The sequence below is a fragment of the Arthrobacter sp. efr-133-TYG-120 genome, from assembly GCF_030209785.1.
GTDB lineage: Bacteria > Actinomycetota > Actinomycetes > Actinomycetales > Micrococcaceae > Arthrobacter.
In genome coordinates this window covers 48,956-69,138 of record NZ_JARVRI010000040.1, presented here as the reverse complement: position 1 = coordinate 69,138, position 20,183 = coordinate 48,956, and the positions used below count along the sequence as shown (strand labels likewise).

Here is a 20,183-nt window from a genome sequence, read left to right as displayed (position 1 = left end):
CACTGCAATGCTCTCACCGGTATTGGGAACCTGGTGACCTTTGCGCCGGGTCCAACTCCTTTTGTTCCCAGAACCAGGACCACCCATCCGGTGGTCAGCAGATGAGAATCGGTCCCGTGACAGATTCTTCTCGAGCCTCCGAACCGTCATAATTGAACCACCGCAGTTTCCCCTGTAGCCGGCAAGAATGCCAGAAATAGCTGTCGACAAACACCGTCACGTGTTTTGGTGAAGAGGGTATTCGCCCCACAGCGCGCGAACAACGACTTCCTCAATCGCAACTCGGGAGCGTTCCCCCTACAGCGCTGCTTCCAGATCTGGACACCGACCGAATGAACGACAACCGGATCCCCTCCCGCGGATCAGGTCTACCCGACGACGGGCGTCCTTCCTTCCTTCCTTCCTTCCCGCTCCGTCCGGTTCCTGCTGAGTTTTGATCTCCGCCACGGTTACCACTCGCTGTCCTCAGTCCCATTGATTTACAACGGACGAGACCAGACAAACGGATCCGGAAAGAGGATCTTCATACTGAGGAGACGCTCAGACGTGCGACACGAGGCTTAGGGCTTCGTCGATGATGTCTGCGAATACGTCGTCGGTGTCGATCCATTTTGTTCTTGTCATCGTGTCGAGGAACTCCGGGGCAAGTTCTCGACCGAGAGCTGCAGCAAGGACGTGAGCCGCGAGACGGGGAGGAATGGCGTTACCAATCTGTTGGGCGACGTCCTTGCCCGCCCACGGGTAGTCAACGGGGAACGTCTGGAGCCGGCCTGCCTCTGACACTTTGAGGCGATCGAGTTCACCCTTATCGGAGAACAGGCGATTTCGGGAGACTTTCCCTGTAACCGTAAAAGCCGGTTCTTTGGAAGTGCGTCGACCGCGGGCCTTCGGATCCCCACCGGTTCCATAATTGGAGACCAGTACGAATGGCTCCCCCCGGTCCAGGGTCTCGCCGATGCTCTGGCACGGCAGCAACGCAGGTTGGTCTGGGGATTCGTTCACTGCTTTTCTTCTGAATCTTTGGTGCGTTGGGGCTGGAAGTACGGGGACGCGGTCCCGGTTCGCGATCAGGATCGCGCGGCGGCGGGTCTGCGGAACCCCGTACTCCTCCGCGTGGAGGATGCCGGTCACGGTCTGGTAGCCCAGTGGTTCCAGGACCCTCGCCATGGCCTCCCAGACGGGCAGGACCGCCGGCACCTGCTCCAAGACGATCACCTCGTAGGCGTTCCCCGCCTGATGGGCCTCCAGTGCCCATCGCAGCGGCTGCAGCACCAGCCCGGTTCGTTCATCATCCAGCGCGGCTAGCTCGGTGGTGACGTCGTCCCCATCGGCCATGCGCGCAATGAACGACAGGACCTGGTCCAGTGCCTTACGACCGGCGCCTGCCCCGGCAACGGTGTACGTCTGACACGGAGGCCCCCCGGCGAGGATCGTCGCATGGGGGAACTCGGCCGGACCGTGCTCCCGTACGTCACCTTGCACGGTTCCCAGCCCGGCGGTCCGTCTGGTTGCGCAGGCATTTTCGTCCCACTCGATTCCAGCCACGGTCAATCCCAGCCAGCGTGCAGCGACATCCAATCCACCTGGACCGGCGAAGAGATCCACCATTTGAGCGTCAGAAGGAGATGGGTCCGATTGCACTAAGGTCATGGGACACGATCTTATCGGTCGACAGGTCACCGGCGGACCAGCGTCCCGGTATTCCAACCGATCATGAGCAGTTCTCTTCAGCCTGGTGGTTCTCCTACCCATGGCACTAGTGGTAGGAATCGCGTGTTCGGTGCATCTACTGGGGCGACCCGGATAGCCACGGTGAGCCGCTTGCGGCCAAGCACATTGCTGCCAGCATTGTGTTGATGGATCTGACCACCTTGGAGGCATTCAAAGCCTATGGGGGCGCGAGCCGAAGCCGGCAGTTGGGACCATGCAGCACCTTCTGCCGGAGGAGCTTGCTGGGATGGAAGAGCCGGCGGTACGCGGCAACGTGATGCGCTGGCCCTCGGAATAATTAGGGGCATCTCCGGGCGGAAGGCATAGATCACCGGGGCCTGCCTGAAACAGAACCGACCCGCTCGATGTTGTGTACCAGGTGCGGCTGCGAAGAGGGATCGCCCATGGCGCCCGCTCCCAAAGCATTGGCCGCCGCCGGGGCGTCGGCGTAATCGAGCCCGCTCCGCAGCGCCAGGACCAGGGCGGTGCAGATGGCATCGCTGGCACCCACCGTGTTCGCCACCGTCACCGCAACCGAAGGTGCCTCGCCACCTTCCGGTATGTTCGGACATCGCAGAGCCGTCCTTGGCGTACTTCACTGCCACCAGCTTCGCCTCCGGCAGGGCGGCGATCAGCGAGTACTCGCTTTCGTTGACGAGTACCACGTCGCGGCGTTACAGCAGCAGCTGCGCCGTAAGGTCCGCCGCCGGGCCGCGTTCAAAACGACGAAGCCAGAGGAGCGGTGAGCCGCCTCCAGCACCATCGGCCGCCCGACCTCGAGCTGGCGCAGCACCGTCTCGTGCCCTGCAAACGACACGCCGTCCAAGGAAACCCGGAGATCGCATCCGGGCACACCACGATCTGGTTCTCGCCGTCGCGGTCCACCACGATCAGCGCGGTGGGTCGCGTCGCCGTCGATCTGTGCCAATTCGAGATGTCCCCGCCGGCGGCGGAAAGAGCTGCGGGCACGACGATACCGGCCCATCGAGGCGACTGTTTGAACCTTCCAGGAGCGAAGACCCTTCGGCAACCGACCGGCGTCGCGCCGTCCGATCGTGAGCCGACCTGCGGCGCCCTGGTCGGCATTCGGGTAGTACGGCTGGCTCGGATCGCCCGGGACCAAGGTCCGGTTCAGACGGTGTATCCGTGATCGTTGATCCCATTCATGATTCGTTGAATCAGTGCAATACACGGAGATACGGCGCTCCTGACCTAAGGCAAGGAGCGCCGGATCCTGCGATCAAACAGGTGCTACTTGCTGCTGCCGTTGCAAGAAGCCATGGCAGTGGTTCCAGAGCCGCTGTTCTTTGACACGCTCTGACCGTCGACCAGGATTTCGCAGGTGACATTGGTCGGGCTCGTGTAGTCACCGGTGACGATCAAAGAGCTCAGGTTGAAGCCCTTGGCGGTGACGTCCTTCTTCCAGTTGGCCGTAATGTCTTCGTTGGAGGTGCCTCCATCGGTCCAGTAGGAGACATGAGCCTTACCGGTGACGGTAACGACGTATTCGATCTTGTGTTCCTTGTTCACCGAGTCGCTGACGCTCTGAGCCGCAGCGCCGATGATGGCAGTGACGATGATGGCGACGATCACGGACAGAACGCCCAAGATAAGTCCGGCAGCAGAGGTTCCCTTCTTGGAGAACTTACGGGTCAACCCAATGACACCGAAGACGATGGCAAGCGGGCCGAGCAGGAAAGCAACGAAACCGACGATCGGAATGATCGAGAAGACGATGGCGAGAATACCCAGAACGAGTGCGGCGGTGCCGAAGCCGCTGCCCTTCGAGGGCGCGGGGGAGGCCGGTGCCGGCTGGGCGTACGGTGCGAGTGGTTCGGTCATGATAGGTCCTTCGGGTTGAGCGATTCGGAGACAATGCAGGGCCGCGAGTGCGAAAGCGTTGAATTACCCCTGCTCTTACTCTCGGCAGCCTGCTGTGCTCACGTTAGGACCGGGGTCGGACATTTTAGGCGGAGATTCTTGAACACGCCAGTCAACTCCCTGCGTTCGCCGGTCATCCGCGGTGAGTTGATCGCAACAAGACCTCACGGTGGGAGTTATCACCAGAGTCAAGGGCGGCCGTGCTCGGTTGGGCAGGCTGTTTCTGGTGCTCCGAGTGCCAGGTTGCCGCCTTTGCCAGTCGACGGCCCTAAATAGAACGGCGCTGGCCCGCTTTTCTTAACCGATAACGGTGAATTGCCGGGACACCAAGAAAGATGTACCCAAGGGCTATCGCTGGGTATCCGGTCCACAGCGGTCTAAGCATCTCCCGAAGGGGGCTAATGAAAATCATGGCTACGCCCAAGAGTGCTATTGCAAGCGTCAGTAAGCCGCTCCAACCGTGAAGCATCACATGGCGGGATTGTTCAGGGGTGATCACTTTACGGCTCCTGTCTCTTTGGATTGTGGAGTTGTTTACCTTGTTGTCATTTGATCTCGAATAGCTGACGTGACCACATCGGGATGGGCGGTTGAGACGATCCATCGGCGGTTGTTCGTTTCCAAAGTGACTGCAGGCCCACCAACCAGCAATCCTCGGGTGTTCTTGCCCATGACCCGGAAGCCATATCCGTCAGAGAGGGATGTGTCCTCGGCCGTCGTTACGGCCACAATGGCTGAGATCGACACATCGGTTGAATAGAACGGCTCGCAGCCTAGGACGATTTGCTCCCCAGCTATCGCGATGGAGACGGCCATCCGAACAATCGCCGAGGTCGGGCGACGATTGCACGCCATATACGCAAAGTTTGACGATCCGGGAAAGACGAGCGGTAGGTCCAAGGTCGTACTTGGACCTACCGCTCGGTACCAGGCATCTACGATCCTTTGTACGGCCTTCCGAGCCCTCGGTGCCGCACTTGTGAGTAGATAATCCAGGCTATTGAGCCTACAAACGGCAAGACGAAGATCGCGACGCCAATCGCTACTTTGACAGGAATGGGAATCCCCTTCGAGGCGGTAAGCGATGCAAGCGCGACGACTACCAACGCCACATAGACGATGCCAAAAGCAGGAGTAGCCCAGGAGTTGACCTCTGGATTAATCGGATCAGTTGGGTTCAGCATCACGGATAGGGCCATGACTATGATTGTGACACCGTTGCTGTGTACGGGCGCACCTGAAGCTGTACCCAAACTTCCCACGATCCCCATGCTGCCTGGACCCTGGATTGTGCTTGGGCCCATGCTGGTGTGGTTCCGATGGAAGTTCCTCGACCAATCCACACCGTCGGGGACGAACAACTCACGCCCGCGCAATTCTGAGTGGAGTTTCCGACGGACAGGATGCTGCTGGGCCCGCCGTTGACATGTTGATACGTGGCAACAAACGCAACGTTGATAATTCCGCTCCAGTTAGCCGCAATGCTGCACCCGCTATAAACGGCATAGCCGCTACCGCCCGAGTAGCTGCAGTTCGTGATTACGGCCCTTAGTGTGACAGATGCGGAGGCCGCTTCCAAGGGCCTTTCCACGCTCTGCGCCTTGAACGAGCCATCAGCAAACCGCTCGATAACCATCTCTTTGGTGCGGGTTGACCGATCCTCGACAAGGACAGGTTCGACACCCGTGAACGCATCCAGAGGCTGCCCGGCGCGCAACTTCTTGATCAACTTGTCCTGCTGAGCCGTGCCTACGTTGAATTCGTTGAAAGACGCCCGGATTCTGGCTTCGTCCGAGGCAGTAAGATTATTCGATCTACCTAACCCCTCCGCGGTATCGCCCACGGGAGCCGCCACGGCCGTCGGAGCAGCGCTGATAAGCAGAAGCCCCAACGCCAAGGCAACAAAAGTGAATCTTGGTCGATTAATGCCGTTCCGATTTGTTAGAATGATAGAACCATTTACTTTTTTCATGTTCACTGTCTTTCTTTAGAAGTTACAGTTATTGAACTCGCTGGTATTTGATGTCTATCCTTGACACCACCTCTTCCGAAAATAATTGGAGATAGGCCTCGATGATTCGTGGTGAAGCATTCGAGGTGGTCACTTTGCTTCCTGTAGACAAACCATGTCGCAAGACTCGTCGCCGACCTCGCCAGAGATAGCACCCAGGTGGCCTGATTGTTGCCGAACGAAATGGTGGCAACGATCAGGAGCAGTGGCCGGGAAGAGAGTTAGAGATTTCATCAACAGCAAAATAAGCCCGACTGAGGGCGTCTCCGTGTGCGATGTACCGAATCTCAGTGTCATTTCGCCAAAAATCAGTGTGAAAATGGCCAATCTCAGTGTTGGCAGGCGGCCATCTCCGTGTTCATCAGCGCCTGCTTCTCCGTGTGGCGGAGGCTGCCAGCGCCCCTTTCAACCGCCCACTGGCACCTCCGTGCAGCTGCCGGTCACCGAGACCGTCTTCCTTCAGCCGCACTGGGCCCCCGACGCCAGATAGCTCTTCAGCGTCGAATTCCGCGCCAGACGAGGACATGAATAGGCAACCCGCAATTCCCAATTGCGAAGAATTAACTAATGGCGCTGGGATTACGCCCCGCGACCCCAGAGGGAGCGGCTTTGACCGGCTTTTTCTCCCCTGTGACGGTGAATTGCCGAGGTGCCACGAAAGATAAATGCAAATACTATGCCGGGTATCCGATCCACAGTGACCCAAGCAACTCGCGAACATTGCTGAGGAAATCATGGTCACTGATTATTGCGAGCGCCAGCAAGCGGCTTCAACCATGAAACACACGTGGCGGGATTTCATTCGAGTCCTTGGCCGAGCCAGCGTCTACGTGTTTAGGTCCACGTGTATCTACGTGTTCGGCACACCACCGTCGCGCTCCGCAACTGAACCACGCAGGGACTGAACGCCACCGCCCAGCTGCCGCCCGCCGTCGTACGCCTCAAACCGGAGCGACGCGAGCCGCCGCCTACTCCCCGGAATCAGGCTCCGGCAGTTCCTGCGTCCCGGACCCGGGTTCCTTCCTCGGAGACTCGCCATCCGGGCTGCCGAGCTCGTCGGAGTAGGGTGCGCGACCGTGAGGGGACGTGTCGATGAGTTCGTTGGCGGCCATGGCCAGGAGGTCGCGTTGCAGGACGGGCAGGGAGAGGAGGCCTTGGAGATAGGCTTCCACCTCGTACTCGCCAACTTCGCCGCCCAGGCTGAAGTACTTGAGCCAGAGTTCGCCGACGTTGATTTGTGCTGACTTCATGGCAGCGGCCAGCATGCGCTGCTGTTGTGGTTCGTGCTGATCGAAGCCCACGGGCCGGCCTTAGTCCAGGGCCGCCGGAATCCCGGCGACGAGATCGGCACTGATCTGGCCCAGCGTGCTGTTCTGCAGCCGGGCCCGGCGCATCAGTTCGGCAAGGGCCATGTCAACGGTCAAAGAGTGGCGCTGCATCAGTATGCCGCAGGCGCGGTTGACGAGGTCTCGACTGTGGAGGGACTCCGCCAGGGCTTCGCTGATGCGGTGTGGCGCTTCGCTGGCCTGGATATTCGCCAGCAGCGTCGCTGCCGGGGCGGCGAATAGTTCCAGCACCCGGGCCGCGTCCTCGTCGAAAGCGCCGGCACGGTCCGAGTAGATCTTCAAGGCGCCAATGCATTCTTGCTCGGCGATCAAAGGGGTGCTGACCACCGCACGGATAGGCATGCCCTTCACCGCGTCAGTCCAGTCCGGCCACCGTGGATCAGTTTCGACGTCCCGGACGATCACCGTTTCCTCCATCGCCCAAGCCGTCAGGCACGGCCCCCGGCCCAATTCATATTGGAGTGCGTCCGCGCGGGTGACCACCTCGTCGGTCGATGCACTGCTGGTCAGCCTGCCCCTCGAGTCCAGGATGGAGACCCCCGCGCCGCTCGCTCCGGGCACGGAGTCCTTGATGGCACGGGCAAGCAACCGCACGGCGCGGTCCACTTTCTCTTCCGTCAGCAGCAGGCCCTGGATTCGCGCGATAACGGTCGACAGTTCATCCAGCGGTAGTTTCCGCGCCATAGTCCTCATTCATCTAGGTCCAGTGCATCGAGCCGCAGCGTTCCTGTGAAGAGAATTCAACACGGCAGTTGGTGCGCTGTTCCTAGCTTAGTCCGCACCATTCCCAGCGCTTTGGCTATTCGTCGAAGTAAGCTTCTGGATCCGTCTCGCCCGACACGTAGGCAATGACATGAGCGGCAATGTCCCGGAGTTTGACGTTCCGGCTGTTCGACGCCCTGGTCAAGACCTTGAAGGCCGTGTCGCGGCCGCATCGGTTCTGCGCCATGACAATCCCGACGGCGGTATCGATCGTCGAGCGGGACTGCATGGCTGCAGTGAGATCGTCCTTGGCGTTACGCAACTGGGAGATCTTCAAAGCCAGGCGAAGGGACGTTGCTGCACCCTCGGCGAATTCCTCCGCGGCCGTAATGTCCGGTCCTGTAAACCCGTGCGGGGTGGTCGAATAGAGGTTCATGACGGCCTCGGTTTCACCGTCCAGATCAAGCGGCACTGCCAGGATGGCTCCAACGCCGTTCCGCCAAACAGCCTCCATGTAGTCGATCCAACGGCTTTCGTGGCGGCTATCGACGACAAGAACCACCGAATTGTGCCGAAGCGCCGTGAGGCACGGCCCGTCGCCGAACTCAATCTGCAGTTCATCGAGAGCGCCCACTCTTTCATCGCTGCTGCCCGTGGTGACGCCCTTTTTCCTTGTCACAACGGTGACGCCGCACGAGACGGCGTTGGAGGCAGTTGTCAGCGCGGCCGCTGCAAGGGTCGCTAGCTCAGCAAGGAATTCGTCCAGGTCGACGCTCTCCAAAACAAGATCCTGGAGGGTCACGCCAAGATCCTGGTTCGGGTAGGCAGCCAAGCCGGCCGACGCAGTGCGGGTGGGCCCCCGCTCCGCACTATTCATGTGTCCGCCATCCTTTCCGAATCCAGTTCCCGCATCGCCTCTGTGTCCAGTTCCCGCATTGCCAAGGCCAGAAGGTTCATTTGCGATGGGGGGAGCTCGCCGAGCTCATGAAGGTACGCGTCCACAGCCATTTCATCCACATCGCCCCCAATCCCGTAAAAGTAGGCCCACACCCCAGCCAAGGCCGTGCGGCCGTCACGGTACCATTCGGCGGCGCTTCTCCGTTGCGCGGATGCCCACTCAGGATGACGCAATCCCGACCCCTCACGATTATTCATGGGACGCACCAGTGGAAGTCCAATCGAGGGGGCCTGAGGCTTTCAGGATATCGGTGGCGATGTCATGAAGACGCCGGTTGTTGTTCCGCGCAGCAAGCTGAAGGAGTTCCATGGCGCGGTCCCGCCCACAACGGTTCTGGAGCATGATCAAGGACAGCGCCGCGTCCACCACGGCCCGCGATTGGAGGGCCGAGCGCAAATGTTCAGGGTATGGCTCCGGGACGTGAAGCCGCAGCGCCAACCTCAGCGTTTTCGAAATTGTCTCCGCATGCTCCAACACGCGGGCGACGATGGCCGGATTAAAGGTCCCGGGCGCATAGGCGTAGCAATTCAAAGCTGCGCGTGAGGAAGAGTCCGTTTGGATAGGCACTGCGAGGACAGAGCGAATACCTTCGCCATCCACCTGGTGGGCGTACTGTGCCCAACGGTCGTCGGCCTGCAGGTCGTCAATCAGCACGCGATGTTGGTGACGCAAGGCCGTAAGGCAAGGGCCGTCGTCGAACGCGTATTGCTTCTCGTCCAAGCGCTGCGCCGCAGCGGTACTGCTCGCCACCGTCGAAGGGCCGGCATCCCGTTCGACGGTAATAGCGCACAAGAGAGGTTCCCTGCCGTCCAACAACGACGCTGAGATGGTAGCCAAACCTAGGAGAAATTCGGTGAATCCCGGGCTTTCAAGCAGTAGATCCTGCAATTGTTCCGTGGTGGGTACTGCGTTGTTGTTGGCCATGCGGCCTCGATTCCAAGGGGCGCCCGGGATCTTCGACCCAGGCCTGCAGCCGTGCCCGCTCGCGCGCCGCACAGCCCTGATATTCAATCCCCGGACCCGAACGACCATCCCGAAATCTCCTAATTCGACACTACGCCCTCGTGGGAACTTAAGACACGAGAGCCCGTGGACGCGGGCGGAGAAGGCTCAGACCTCACCTTTGATGGTGCTGGCTCTAAGGTCCAGCGTGGGGTTGGGGGACTGGGCGAAGTTTTCGGTGGCCGCCCAGGAGGCGAGGAGCTTGAGGGCTTCTTCGGAGGGGCTGCCGGGAATGGCGGGGTAAACCGTGAGGGTGTGGCCTGGGTCGTCTTCGAGTTCCATGGCCTGGTAGGTCAGTTCCAGGAGCCCGACCACGGGGTGGTTGAAGAACTTGGTGCCCGAGTAGTGGCGGCGGACGTTGTGTGCTGCCCAGCGCGCGCGGAATTCGTCGCTGCGCATGGAGAGTTCGCCGACGAGTGCTGCAATGTCCTTGTCATGGGGGTTGCGGCCCGCGTCGCGGCGCAGAATCGCGACGTTGACGTTCGCTGCACGGTCCCAGTCGGGGTAGAAGTTGTGGGCGCGGGGGTCCAGGAAGATGAAGCGCGAGTGGTTCGCGGGGCGTGCCGGGCCACGATACATCTCGGAGTAGAGGGCATAGCCGAGGGCGTTGGCGGCAACGATGTCCATGCGGTTGTTGCCGATAAAGGCCGGGGCGCCGGTGATGGCGTCGAGCAGATACTGCATCACGGGCCGCACGGCCGACGCCGGTGGGCTCGCGGGTTTCCGCGCAGCGGGACCGGCCGCACGTGCCAGGTCGTAGAGGTGGTCGTGTTCGGCGCGGTCAAGCTCCAGAGCCCGAGCGATTGAGTCGAGGACGCTGTCCGAGACCCCGGTGAGGTTTCCACGCTCGAGGCGGGTGTAGTAGTCGATGCTGACCCCGGCGAGACGGGCGACTTCTTCCCTTCGGAGACCCGCCACTCGGCGCCGGCCGCCGATGGGCTCGATGCCCGCCTGCTCGGGGGTGATGCGTCCTCTGCGGGAGACCAGAAACTCTCGTACCTCGGCTCGGTTATCCATATGGAAACGGTACGACGTAACCACGAACGGTTGGGAGGTTCTGCCATAACCCGTTTCGGCAGGGCCCTCGCTACGCCTGCGCATCGAGGGTTTCATGGAAATCGAAGGTCAAGCATTCGATGAAATGGAGCACCAGCGTATGCCCGTGAGCACGACGCCGACAACCACACGGGCTGCGACGGCAGGGACCGTCCCGGCAGCACTAGTCGCCACTGTCATCTTCTTGACTGCAGTCGCACCCCTCGCCACCGACATGTACGTCCCGGCGTTCCCACGCGTGTCAGAAGAGTTCGGCACCTCGGCGTCATCCGTGCAGCTGACCCTGACGACGTTCTTTGCCGGGATGGGACTCGGGCAACTGGTCGGGGGTCCGTTCAGCGACCAACGCGGCCGACGCCTGCCGCTTGTGGCGGGCACGATACTCATGACCATCGCGACGGTTGGCTGCGCCCTGGCCCCGAGCATCGGATTCATGATGGTTGCCCGGTTCCTGCAGGGCTTTGGCGGGGGATGGGCCATGGTGATCGGCCGCGCCGTCATCGTGGACCTGGCCCACGGCCCGCAGCTGGTCCGGGTGCTCAACGTCGTGATGGGGATTGGGGGCGTGGCACCGATCATCAGCCCTCTGCTGGGCGCGGTGATCCTGCAGCTGACCGGGTGGCGGATGACCTTCTGGACGCTGGCGGCACTTGGTGTCCTGATGACCCTTTGTGCGCTGTTCGTCGTGCCGGAATCCCTGCCGCCCGGGAAACGTCACGCGGGCGGACTGCGTGAATTCGGGCACGCGGCGCGCACTGTCCTGGCGAACCGCCGGTTCGTTGGACACGTCCTGGTGGCATCTTCGGCATTCATCGCCTTGTTCGCCTACGTCGCCACGTCCGCGTTCATCCTGCAGAACATGAACGGACTCTCCCCGGTGGCGTACTCCATCGTCTTCGCCGCGAACGCCGGCGGGATGACCATCGCCGCCCTCGTCTCGGCGCGGCTGGCGGGCCGGGTACCCACCCGACGGGTCATCCTCGTAGGACAGGCCATCGCGCTCGCCGCCGGCATCGTCATGCTTGCCGGGGCCCTCTGGTGGGGCACTCCTCTACTCGTGGCAATGGGCAGCTTCTTCGCGCTCATGGTGGCCCAGGGACTGATCAATACCAACGGCGGTGCCCTTGCCTCGGCCGAAGTACCGGCGCACCCGGGCACGAGTTCCGCCGTCCTTGGCCTGGTGCAATGGACCACAGCCGGCATCATCGCGCCGATCGCAGGGTTGGGCGGCACGGACACAGCCGTCCCGATGGCAGCCATCATGATCGTCGGGGCCCTGCTGTCCCTCGTCGGCCTCCTCATCGTGGCCCGGCCCAGCACGCCCGCGGGGCGTTCACCAGCCCCACGCGATTCCAAGCAAGCCGAAATTGGTTGATATGACCTGGGTCACTTATGCTGGTAGGGGTCAAGCAGCTGGCTTTCTCGATTTAGTACGAGGAGGTCAGTCATGGCACCTATTCAACCCAGTCACCCCCATGTTCCCGCTGCACGGCGCCGGGGATCCTGGACGCGAGACACCTCCGATGAATCTTGGCGGAACCACCTACCCAGGCACAGTGCGCTTCAACAACTCTTTCGGCAATGGCCATCCGTGCCCTCGCGCGAATTGGAACGCATCCGTCTTGTGCTTCTTCACTGCGACGAAATAGCCCACACGGCGGCAACCCACAGGCTCTCCGAACCAGCGCAGGCGTTGCTTGACCTCGTGACGGGCGAACTGGAGCGGCGACGCGAATCGGGACATCATCAACCGCTTAACAGCAGCCCGGCTTCTCGGCATCCCGGACTGCCCAAGCTTGCTCCTGTACGCCGTCGGGGAGAACTTCTCTGATGGCGGGACACTTTGAAGTGTTCACTGACAACGGGGGCAGCTGCAGGGTCAGGCTGGTTGACGAGTTCGGGAAAGAGCTTGCGGTCTCGTCACCATTCCGGGACACGGCCGCCGCAGTCCGGGGGATCTATACCTTCCGTGAGATTGCGGCAAGCGGACTGATCGAAGACCACACGTCCCGGTTCTGAGCTTTGAGCGCCGCCTCCGCGGCAGTTACTTCTTCGCCGAACGCGGCTTCGCGGCTTTCGGCGGGAGAGTCGCAACGTAAGCGAACGCCTTTTCGACCCACTCCGCCGTTTGCTCATCGTCGCCGGCCAAGGCTTCGGGGAGCCCGACGTAGCCACCCATGGCGCGGCCTTCCGGGCCGAACGGGAGCGTTTGGTGGCTGGCCTCCAGTGCCTCGCGGTCGGCGTCGGAAAGCTTGACGCCGATCATCGGACCGAACAGTCCGGCGAACATATTGCCGTTCACGAAGGCGCCCAGGTTCCCGAACATCGGCTTGACCACGACGTCAGGGTTCTCCGGCACCACCGCGCGGAAGCGGTCTTTGTCGGCGTCGGACGGTTTGGGGATCTGCATGTGCGTACTCCGCGGTAGGGGATCGAAAGCCTAGGACTGCATGCAGCATACGACGGCGGGATGCGGGCTTCCAGCGTCGGCGCACCGTTCTCCTTGGCAAACGATGAAAGTAGGATGGGCGAATGTCGAGTTCACCGGAAAACGAAGCAGCGGACCTGCTTCAAGGCATTCTGGACCTTCAGTCTGTTCTGGTCGGCGCAGGGAATGCATCTGATTTCCTGAGCGGGCTCACTAAGCTCGCCGCTGCCTCGATTTCCGAAGCTTCCGGCGACGAGATTGAATGCGCCATCACCGTCAAAGTCAGACGCCGGCCCCTCACTGCAGCGGGCAGCTCCCCACGCGCCGTGCAGATTGACCGGTTTGAGCAGGCTATCGGTGACGGCCCCTGTATCGCGGCACTCCGCGAGATGTCTCCCGTGATCATCGACGACGGTTCGACAGATCTCCGCTGGCCGGCGCTCACCAAGAAATTCGCCGAGATCGGCGTTCATAGCTCGTTGGGGATTCCCATGGAAATCAGCGAGGACGCTAGTGCGGCGCTGAACTTTTTCGCATCCAAGCCAAGCGCGTTCACCCCCGATGTCTTCGACAAGGCCGTGGGCTTCGCCGCTGCCGCCCGCAACATTCTCCACCTGTCCGTGCGCATCGACTCAGCCCACCACCGGGCAGAGGACCTGGAATCAGCAATGCAAAGCAGGACCGCCATCGACCTGGCCTGTGGTGTCATCATGGCGCAAAACCGATGCTCGCAGGCAGAAGCAATGGAAATCCTCACTAAGGTCTCCAGCAACCGCAACCGCAAACTACGGGACATAGCCACCGAACTGATCGAACAAGTCTCGGGGAGCGGGATCGAAACACACTTCGAGTAGGGGCACGCTTTGGGTGCCGCGGCAGGCGGGATAGCACCGGCAGTTTGACGCAACCATTCGTGCAAGAATCGCGGCATGGATGAGGATGAGGATGAGCGGCGGACAAGGGAACAATTGATGCTCCACGAGGCCCTCGTGAAGGCGATGGATCGGCGGGGCGAGGTCTTCGAGGTGGTTGAGGATTCAGAGAACGTGGACGAAGCAATCCAGCGGGTGGGTCAGCTGTTGGGCCTGGGAGAACTGGGCAGTCGGGTAGTCCTCGACATGCAAGTCAGAAGATTCACCCGAGACCAGCGCCAGGCCATCGCTTCCTATGCAGAAGAACTCAGATCAAGGTTGCCCGAAGGGCGCTGAAGTGGTCGCCTGCCGTTGTCGGAGCGAGCTCGGAGAACGCAGGCCCCTGCGCGCGCTGCGTGCGTGACGCTTGAGGATTCAGGTCGGTGCACCATGCGGGATAGACGCGGAAACCGCGTTTGCCGGGATGAACGTCGGAACTGACGTATCCGAGCGAGACCAGGTGGGTTTTGGTGAACTGGAAGTACCCGAACCGATCCTGATCCTCTACGAAGACGAGCAGTCCGGACATCGACTCGTCAGCCGTGAAGGGCCTGGTCGATCCGCCTTCGCCGCGCTTCCAGACCGCGACGAAGGCACCGGGTTTCGTCGGTGTGATCCGGGCGGTGCGGATTCGCCATAGCTCATTCCCGATGCGGGCAACACCGGATTCGTAGTCGCTGTTCTGTTCTTCAACCTCGATGACAGGCTGTGCAGCGGCAAGAGCAGGCGCAAGATCGAAGAAACGCTTGAACGCGTGGAAATTCACTCTCAAACTGTATCCACATGCCGGGTAAGGGGCTGGCTACCGCACCGTCGTGAAGTGCTCAACCACCGGGAATGGATCGTAGAAATGGTGCAGCAGCTCCTTCCACCGCTCATAGTCGGCGGACCCACGGAAGCCTTCGGAATGGGCTTCCACCGAATCCCACTCAACGAGTAGAAGGTACAGGTTTGGGGACTCGATCGAGCGTGAAATCGAAAGACTCCGGAAGCCCTGCTGCCGGCTGATCAGAGGTCGCGCCATCCGGAATGCCTCTTCGAAATCGGACTCGCTGCCGGGACGGACGGGGAGGATTGCGTGCTCCAGAATCATTCCCTCAGCTTCTCACGGTGGTCCAGATGAGGGCCGGCTAACGGTCACTAGGTGACAAAATAGCGTTGGGAAAAGTTCGTCGCTTATCGCCGCGAATCCGGGGCTTGTCGGGTGTTCCGAAAGGGGAGCGCGTTCAACACAGCATTGCGGATCGTGATGCCCGATTGCGTTTTGGGCACGAGGAGGCGCGATGCGATGCCGGCGCCCCGTTGTAGCGAGTGCACGTGTTTGCGATGGCTGCGTTCATAGACGGCGAAAGCGGCGGTGTGGTCATCCGGGTAGGCGGCAATCGCATCGGCGAGGGTCTTGGCTCCAACGATCGCGCTGCTGGATCCTTCACCGAACAGCGAGATGCAACTCGCCGCGTCACCGAGCAGCACCACGCGGCCGGCAGACCACTGCGGTACGTCCATGCGGGTGACTGCGTCGAAGTACCTTTCGTCGGACGCGCCCCATTCCTCGAGCGCGAGCGGGGTGAGCCATCCGCCGTCGGCGTAGGTGGACTCGACGAGGCGTCTGCCTTGGTCCGCGTCGCGGTAGTCGAAATCGTGCTGCCCCCGGAAGATGAATGCGAACCCGGGCTTCCCACCTGCCGGATGGATGGTCAGGGAGGTTCCCGGTTCGTTGTACATCAGCACGGTGCGCGGATCTTGGATCGGTGCAGCGGCGCGCACGGTGCCCACGAACATGCCGAATGGGCGGGAAAAACGTTCTTCGGGGCCGAATACCAAGCGCCGAACTGTGGAATGGAGTCCGTCGGACCCGACGACCAGGTCGAAGCGACGGGAAGGAGTCCGCCGAAACTCGACGTCGATTCCGCCGTCGTCCTGGTGCAAGGCGGTGATCGAGTCGTCCCGGATGATGCGGCTTGTCTCCTGGGCCTTCTCAAGCAACAGGCCGACGAGGTCGGTGCGTGCGATCTCGACCTCGACCTCTCCGTCGCGGTCGGCGCGTTGCCGGGTGGGGATGGTGGCCTGCGGCCGCCCGTCGGCATCGACGAAGACCAGGCGTTCGACACCAGTGGCGGCCTCCTCCAGGCGCGACCAGATGCCCATTTGCCGTGTAATAGCGACCGCGTCTCCGCGTACGTCGATGGGGTTGCCACTAGATCGCGCATCGGCCGATCGTTCCACAATCGTGACTGACCAACCAGCCTTCGCCAGCCAGTACGCGGCGGTCAAGCCGGCAATGCCGCCACCGGAGACAAGTACGCTTCGATCCACCATGCCCTCATTCAAGCACTCAACACCAGGGGTGGTCTTCGGGCGTTGCCGCGGTCGACGGCGGCCCCCTTTATGGTTGGCTGACGCCGTCGATCTTGCGCTCGAGCGCAGCTCGTTCGGCGGCGTTCCTGCACAGCTCAACGGCCTGCAGGAAAGCGGACCGCGCTTCGTCTCGACGACCGAGCCGGGTGAGCATCTCGCCGCGGATCGCGGGGAGCAGGTGCGAACCCGTCAGTTCGCCCCGTGACGAGATCGCGTCTACCAGCTCGAGACCCTCCGCGGGGCCGGTGGCCATCGCGACCGCGACCGCTCGGTTGAGTTCGATAACGGGCGAAGGCGTCAGCCGTCCGAGGGCTTCATAGAGGATTACGATCCGCTGCCAGTCCGTTTCGGCAACCGAGCGAGCCACCGCGTGACACTCGGCGATGGCGGCTTGGATCCCGTATGCACCCAGTCCACGTCCAGCCCCCACAGCCTGTGCCAGCGCCGCACGCCCGCGCCGGATCGCCGCCTGGTCCCACAGCCTCCGGTCCTGGTCCTCCAGAAGCACCGGGCGGCCGGACGCATCAAGTCGCGCCGGGAACCGGGCTGCCGTGAGTTCCAGCAGCGCGAGAAGCCCGAATACCTCCGGCTCAGGCGCGAGCCGCATCAGGACGCGGGCCAGCCGGCGGGCCTCGCTGGCCAGATCGGTGCGGATCCACTCCTCGCCGCCCGATGCAAACGAGCCCTCCGTGAAGATGAGATAGACGACCTGAAGCACCGAGCCAAGCCGTTCGTTCAACTCCTGCCGGTCGGGCACAGCGAAGGGCACCTGTGCGGCGGCCAGCGTCTTCTTGGCCCGCGTGATGCGTGCCTGGATCGTCGCCACCGGAACCAGGAACGCCTTGGCGATCTCGTCGCTGCCCAGTCCGCCGACCACCCGCAGCGTCAAGGCGATCCGGGCCTCCTTCGACAGCACGGGATGGCAGGAGATAAACATCAACCCGAGCACGTCGTCATCAATCGCGTCAGGGTCGAACAGCGCGTCCGCCCCGGGCGTCGAGTCGTCCAGGCCCCGGGCGAGAAGAGCGTACCGTTCGTCGCGCTCGGCGCGCCGCCGGAAAGCATCGATGGCACGACGGCGGCCCGTAGTGAGCAGCCACCCTGCCGGTTGGGCCGGCACCCCGTTTACGGACCAGGACACCAGCGCCTCGGCGAGGGCTTCCTGGGCGAGATCTTCGGCCAGCGAGAAGTCCCCCGTATAGCGGGCGAGGGCGCCGACGATGCGGGCGGACTCCATCCGCCACACAGCCTCGACGGCGCCCCGCGCCTCTGCGCTGCTCACCGTCGGCTCAGAGCTGCCCGGTCAGCTCGCGCCACGCCCGTTCCTTCTGGATCCACTTGTTGTCCTGCGGGAACTCATCGATCGTCGTCACGCGGCGGATCTCGGTCTTGCTACCCGCCGTGAGCGGCGCCCGCTTGGCCCACTCGACGGCCTCCTGCTTCGATGCGACATCAAGGATGTAGTAGCCGGCAAACAGCTCCTTGGTCTCTCCGTACGGGCCATCGGTGACAACCGGCGTCTCGCCGGTGAAGTCGACCACGACGCCCTCATTCGCGTCGTCCAGCCCCTCGGCCGCCAGCAGGACACCGGCACGAATCAACTCGTCGTTGAACTTTCCCATGGCATCCATGATTTCGGCGAAGTCCGTGTTCGCGAAGTTCGCGAAGGACTCGTCCGTGGGACGCATGATCAACATGTACTTGGCCATCGAATGCTCCTTGATTCCGGAAGGTCGCTTTTTCGACCTTCTCACCCACAGGTCGAACGGCGCGAGGCCGGATCGACACAGACCGAAGAATCTTTTTTGTTTGCTTCCGCGGTGGACTGCTTGCCATCGTTTGACCAACGCTAGCTGACCAGCGGTGCCTGACCGTAGGGTCAAGGACGCGCAGGCCCCCGCCCGTAAGGGGATCCTTGAACGGGACAGTCGGACGCCGGCGTCAGTGGGAGAAGTTTGCTGAGATCTCGGCGAGGGTGCGCCCCTTTGTCTCGGGCGCGAGCCATTGCGAGAGGGCTGCGCCGAGTAATGCGACGGCGGCGGCCACGACCATGCTTGGGCCCAGGCCGATGTTGCTGATCGCCCATGGCAGGGCAAAGGTGCCGAGTGCGGCTCCGATGCGGCTGAAGGCCGCGGCGAAGCCCATGCCGATGCCGCGCAGGTGGCCGGGGAATACCTCCGCCGGATAGACCTGGGTCATCGTGGTGTAGCCGGCATTGAAGAAGGAGAAGGCGAGAAACAGGACGAGCACGAGGATCGCTGGTGCGTTCGCCCAGACTCCGATGATCAGCAGGATGCCTGCGCAGAGCCACTGCCCGGGCACGGTGAGAATTCGACGGCCGAGCTTGTCAATCAGAAGCACGGTGGTGACAACACCCGCGGCCGCAAGTGCGGACAGGCCGACTCCACCGGTCCAGCCGCCGAAGCCGAATTGGTTGAGCACGTCGTCGGCGAAGGTCGCGATCGCGAAGTACGGAGTGACCGCGCAGAACCAAAAACCTGAGGTGAAGAGGGTGGTGCGCCAGTACTGCCTTGAGAACAGCATTCCGAAGGAAGCGCCCTTGATTTTGGTCCTACTCTGCGCGGCTTGGGCCTCCTGGATCATCCTCAGATCCATCTCTCCGGTGATGCTGTCGTGCATCTGGGGCGATTCGACATATCGGCGTGCTATCGCGAGTGCTTCCTCATGCCGTCCCTTCGTAATGAGCCAGCTCGGAGATTCGGGGAGGCCCAAGCGGGCGAGGAACAGGACGAATGCGAGTATCGTGCTTGTCCCGATTACGAGGCGCCATGGGGTGCCGGCGTCGTGCAGGAGCGTGCCGATGATGAATGCCATCATGAAACCGACGTACCAGGCGATCAGAGTCAGCCCGAGCAATCGCCCGCGGAGCTTTGGCGGGGAGAACTCTGATAGCAATGGCCCACCGATCGAGTACTCGCCGCCGATCGCGACGCCCATGAAGAACCGGATGGCGGCCAGCTGGATCACGGCCCCTTCTCCGGAAGTCACGAAGAACTGGGCCCCTGAGGCGACCAGGAACAGGCCCATGTCCACCATGAACATGGGCTTTCGTCCGAACTTGTCAGTAGCCCAACCGGCCAGCGGGGAGCCGACGAAGATACCAACCAGCGGGCCTGCAGCAATCATGCCCAGAGATAGTGCGTCGAGCTGGAGATCTGACCGCATGAGTCCGCTGACGGGGCCGATAATTCCGAGGATGTAACCATCGAGGAACATCCCGCCGATGAAGACAGCGACAAGCCGCACCATGAAGCGGCGTTTGAACTTGGAGCTGGTCTCTCTTGATATGGAGGTGTCGACGGAGGCCGTCGTCCCGGTCGGATAGATCATTGAGATTTGTTCCCTTCTGACGTCAGCGCAAACCGCTGACGCCGTTTCCTAGACGCACGGACAGCCGCAGCCCTTAGTGACCGGTGGACGATGCCGACTGGCTTGACGCCAGCCGATATGGCCGCGCAGGACTCGCGAGATGATTTCGGCGTCGTCATGTATCACTGCTGCCCAATGTGACATATGACTCATATATCAGAGACTCTATGGGTGCGATCCTCACCCGGTCAAGAGTTTGATGTGTAAATTGGTTGTATCCGTGGGCTCACCTTAACTGGTTGTATCCGTCGACTCACGGGGGTCTGTCTGAACCTGGGCAGCTTCCGTGCCGCAGTCATACGAGTTGCGGGGGCGCGTAGTGGGCCGCCTCGAATTCGGTCAGCGTGGCCATTTGCGATGGTTGCATGAATCGGCAGGCGCGCGTGCTCCCGATAGAAACGGAGCCCACAGGGGAAGCACCCTGACGGCC

General features: G+C 61.9%; 21 protein-coding genes. 4 read left to right on the top strand and 17 right to left on the bottom strand.

Annotated elements, in window-relative coordinates; genetic code table 11:
* Nucleotides 1-540: 540 nt before the first annotated feature.
* The 10 genes from QRN51_RS21170 to QRN51_RS21125 all read right to left on the bottom strand — a co-directional run bounded on the left by QRN51_RS21170 (nucleotide 541) and on the right by QRN51_RS21125 (nucleotide 10,627).
* Nucleotides 541-1,650: a DNA cytosine methyltransferase gene (locus QRN51_RS21170; RefSeq protein WP_284991778.1), complete on the bottom strand. Its 1,110-nt coding sequence runs from the start codon at nucleotides 1,648-1,650 to the stop codon at nucleotides 541-543.
* Between the two features lie 388 nt (nucleotides 1,651-2,038).
* The gene (locus QRN51_RS21165; RefSeq protein WP_284991777.1) at nucleotides 2,039-2,239 is read right to left on the bottom strand and encodes a hypothetical protein; all 201 of its coding nucleotides are present in this window, start codon (nucleotides 2,237-2,239) and stop codon (nucleotides 2,039-2,041) included.
* A 722-nt stretch (nucleotides 2,240-2,961) separates the two neighbouring features.
* Nucleotides 2,962-3,552: a hypothetical protein gene (locus QRN51_RS21160; protein ID WP_284991776.1), complete on the bottom strand. Its 591-nt coding sequence runs from the start codon at nucleotides 3,550-3,552 to the stop codon at nucleotides 2,962-2,964.
* 1,240 nt (nucleotides 3,553-4,792) lie between these two features.
* The gene (locus QRN51_RS21155) at nucleotides 4,793-5,563 is read right to left on the bottom strand and encodes a hypothetical protein (RefSeq protein WP_284991775.1); all 771 of its coding nucleotides are present in this window, start codon (nucleotides 5,561-5,563) and stop codon (nucleotides 4,793-4,795) included.
* 1,007 nt (nucleotides 5,564-6,570) lie between these two features.
* Entirely contained in the window at nucleotides 6,571-6,903 is a 333-nt protein-coding gene (locus tag QRN51_RS21150; RefSeq protein ID WP_284991774.1) for a hypothetical protein, read from the bottom strand.
* 9 nt (nucleotides 6,904-6,912) lie between these two features.
* Nucleotides 6,913-7,632, bottom strand: a complete 720-nt coding sequence (locus QRN51_RS21145; protein ID WP_284991773.1) for a GAF and ANTAR domain-containing protein — start codon at nucleotides 7,630-7,632, stop codon at nucleotides 6,913-6,915.
* A gap of 115 nt (nucleotides 7,633-7,747) precedes the next feature.
* Nucleotides 7,748-8,527, bottom strand: a complete 780-nt coding sequence (locus QRN51_RS21140) for a GAF and ANTAR domain-containing protein (protein WP_284991772.1) — start codon at nucleotides 8,525-8,527, stop codon at nucleotides 7,748-7,750.
* On the bottom strand, nucleotides 8,524-8,805 hold the full coding sequence (locus QRN51_RS21135; protein WP_284991771.1) for a hypothetical protein: 282 nt from the start codon (nucleotides 8,803-8,805) through the stop codon (nucleotides 8,524-8,526). Before QRN51_RS21135 ends, QRN51_RS21140 begins: the two co-directional genes overlap by 4 nt.
* Nucleotides 8,798-9,532, bottom strand: a complete 735-nt coding sequence (locus QRN51_RS21130) for a GAF and ANTAR domain-containing protein (RefSeq protein WP_284991770.1) — start codon at nucleotides 9,530-9,532, stop codon at nucleotides 8,798-8,800. The genes QRN51_RS21135 and QRN51_RS21130 overlap by 8 nt, the downstream gene beginning before the upstream one ends.
* Nucleotides 9,533-9,718: 186 nt before the next feature.
* Entirely contained in the window at nucleotides 9,719-10,627 is a 909-nt protein-coding gene (locus tag QRN51_RS21125; protein ID WP_284991769.1) for a helix-turn-helix transcriptional regulator, read from the bottom strand.
* Nucleotides 10,628-10,772: 145 nt separating this feature from the next.
* Between QRN51_RS21125 and QRN51_RS21120 the strand changes: the two genes are divergently transcribed.
* Together QRN51_RS21120 and QRN51_RS21115 are read left to right on the top strand one after the other, a co-directional pair.
* Nucleotides 10,773-12,041 carry a multidrug effflux MFS transporter gene (locus tag QRN51_RS21120; protein WP_284991768.1) on the top strand — a complete coding sequence of 423 codons (1,269 nt, stop codon included), beginning with the start codon at nucleotides 10,773-10,775 and terminating at the stop codon, nucleotides 12,039-12,041.
* Between the two features lie 455 nt (nucleotides 12,042-12,496).
* Nucleotides 12,497-12,685, top strand: a complete 189-nt coding sequence (locus QRN51_RS21115) for a YegP family protein (protein ID WP_059388065.1) — start codon at nucleotides 12,497-12,499, stop codon at nucleotides 12,683-12,685.
* Nucleotides 12,686-12,710: 25 nt separating this feature from the next.
* Here the strand turns inward: QRN51_RS21115 and QRN51_RS21110 are convergent, their stop codons facing one another.
* On the bottom strand, nucleotides 12,711-13,076 hold the full coding sequence (locus QRN51_RS21110; RefSeq protein WP_284991767.1) for a TfoX/Sxy family protein: 366 nt from the start codon (nucleotides 13,074-13,076) through the stop codon (nucleotides 12,711-12,713).
* A 122-nt stretch (nucleotides 13,077-13,198) separates the two neighbouring features.
* On the opposite strand from QRN51_RS21110, the gene QRN51_RS21105 reads away from it, so the two are divergent.
* Both QRN51_RS21105 and QRN51_RS21100 read left to right on the top strand, forming a co-directional pair.
* Nucleotides 13,199-13,948, top strand: coding sequence for a GAF and ANTAR domain-containing protein (locus QRN51_RS21105; RefSeq protein WP_284991766.1), 750 nt, complete (start codon nucleotides 13,199-13,201; stop codon nucleotides 13,946-13,948).
* A 75-nt stretch (nucleotides 13,949-14,023) separates the two neighbouring features.
* On the top strand, nucleotides 14,024-14,302 hold the full coding sequence (locus tag QRN51_RS21100) for a DNA gyrase subunit A (protein ID WP_284991765.1): 279 nt from the start codon (nucleotides 14,024-14,026) through the stop codon (nucleotides 14,300-14,302).
* Here QRN51_RS21100 and QRN51_RS21095 read toward each other — a convergent pair.
* The 6 genes from QRN51_RS21095 to QRN51_RS21070 form a co-directional block, all read right to left on the bottom strand.
* Nucleotides 14,274-14,771, bottom strand: coding sequence for a MepB family protein (locus QRN51_RS21095; protein WP_284991764.1), 498 nt, complete (start codon nucleotides 14,769-14,771; stop codon nucleotides 14,274-14,276). The two genes, QRN51_RS21100 and QRN51_RS21095, sit on opposite strands and share 29 nt — an antisense overlap.
* Nucleotides 14,772-14,807: 36 nt before the next feature.
* Complete coding sequence (locus QRN51_RS21090; protein WP_059388060.1) at nucleotides 14,808-15,098, bottom strand: antibiotic biosynthesis monooxygenase family protein; 291 nt, start codon at nucleotides 15,096-15,098, stop codon at nucleotides 14,808-14,810.
* A gap of 83 nt (nucleotides 15,099-15,181) precedes the next feature.
* A complete protein-coding gene (locus tag QRN51_RS21085) occupies nucleotides 15,182-16,324 on the bottom strand; it encodes an FAD-dependent oxidoreductase (RefSeq protein ID WP_284991763.1) in 1,143 nt (380 codons plus the stop codon).
* A 67-nt stretch (nucleotides 16,325-16,391) separates the two neighbouring features.
* On the bottom strand, nucleotides 16,392-17,645 hold the full coding sequence (locus QRN51_RS21080) for an RNA polymerase sigma factor (protein WP_284991762.1): 1,254 nt from the start codon (nucleotides 17,643-17,645) through the stop codon (nucleotides 16,392-16,394).
* A 7-nt stretch (nucleotides 17,646-17,652) separates the two neighbouring features.
* A complete protein-coding gene (locus tag QRN51_RS21075) occupies nucleotides 17,653-18,072 on the bottom strand; it encodes a YciI family protein (protein ID WP_284991761.1) in 420 nt (139 codons plus the stop codon).
* A gap of 232 nt (nucleotides 18,073-18,304) precedes the next feature.
* Nucleotides 18,305-19,714: an MFS transporter gene (locus QRN51_RS21070; RefSeq protein WP_059388057.1), complete on the bottom strand. Its 1,410-nt coding sequence runs from the start codon at nucleotides 19,712-19,714 to the stop codon at nucleotides 18,305-18,307.
* Between the last annotated feature and the right edge of the window lie 469 nt (nucleotides 19,715-20,183).

Excerpts from the sequence above, each read along its gene's own strand:
- QRN51_RS21170 (WP_284991778.1), bottom strand. The coding sequence starts at position 1,650 with ATGACCTTAGTGCAATCGGACCCATCTCCTTCTGACGCTCAAATGGTG.
- QRN51_RS21160 (WP_284991776.1), bottom strand. The coding sequence starts at position 3,552 with ATGACCGAACCACTCGCACCGTACGCCCAGCCGGCACCGGCCTCCCCC.
- QRN51_RS21155 (WP_284991775.1), bottom strand. The coding sequence starts at position 5,563 with ATGAAAAAAGTAAATGGTTCTATCATTCTAACAAATCGGAACGGCATT.
- QRN51_RS21145 (WP_284991773.1), bottom strand. The coding sequence starts at position 7,632 with ATGGCGCGGAAACTACCGCTGGATGAACTGTCGACCGTTATCGCGCGA.
- QRN51_RS21140 (WP_284991772.1), bottom strand. The coding sequence starts at position 8,527 with ATGAATAGTGCGGAGCGGGGGCCCACCCGCACTGCGTCGGCCGGCTTG.
- QRN51_RS21135 (WP_284991771.1), bottom strand. The coding sequence starts at position 8,805 with ATGAATAATCGTGAGGGGTCGGGATTGCGTCATCCTGAGTGGGCATCC.
- QRN51_RS21130 (WP_284991770.1), bottom strand. The coding sequence starts at position 9,532 with ATGGCCAACAACAACGCAGTACCCACCACGGAACAATTGCAGGATCTA.
- QRN51_RS21125 (WP_284991769.1), bottom strand. The coding sequence starts at position 10,627 with ATGGATAACCGAGCCGAGGTACGAGAGTTTCTGGTCTCCCGCAGAGGA.
- QRN51_RS21115 (WP_059388065.1), top strand. The coding sequence starts at position 12,497 with ATGGCGGGACACTTTGAAGTGTTCACTGACAACGGGGGCAGCTGCAGG.
- QRN51_RS21110 (WP_284991767.1), bottom strand. The coding sequence starts at position 13,076 with ATGCAGATCCCCAAACCGTCCGACGCCGACAAAGACCGCTTCCGCGCG.
- QRN51_RS21105 (WP_284991766.1), top strand. The coding sequence starts at position 13,199 with ATGTCGAGTTCACCGGAAAACGAAGCAGCGGACCTGCTTCAAGGCATT.
- QRN51_RS21100 (WP_284991765.1), top strand. The coding sequence starts at position 14,024 with ATGGATGAGGATGAGGATGAGCGGCGGACAAGGGAACAATTGATGCTC.
- QRN51_RS21090 (WP_059388060.1), bottom strand. The coding sequence starts at position 15,098 with ATGATTCTGGAGCACGCAATCCTCCCCGTCCGTCCCGGCAGCGAGTCC.
- QRN51_RS21085 (WP_284991763.1), bottom strand. The coding sequence starts at position 16,324 with ATGGTGGATCGAAGCGTACTTGTCTCCGGTGGCGGCATTGCCGGCTTG.
- QRN51_RS21075 (WP_284991761.1), bottom strand. The coding sequence starts at position 18,072 with ATGGCCAAGTACATGTTGATCATGCGTCCCACGGACGAGTCCTTCGCG.
- QRN51_RS21070 (WP_059388057.1), bottom strand. The coding sequence starts at position 19,714 with ATGATCTATCCGACCGGGACGACGGCCTCCGTCGACACCTCCATATCA.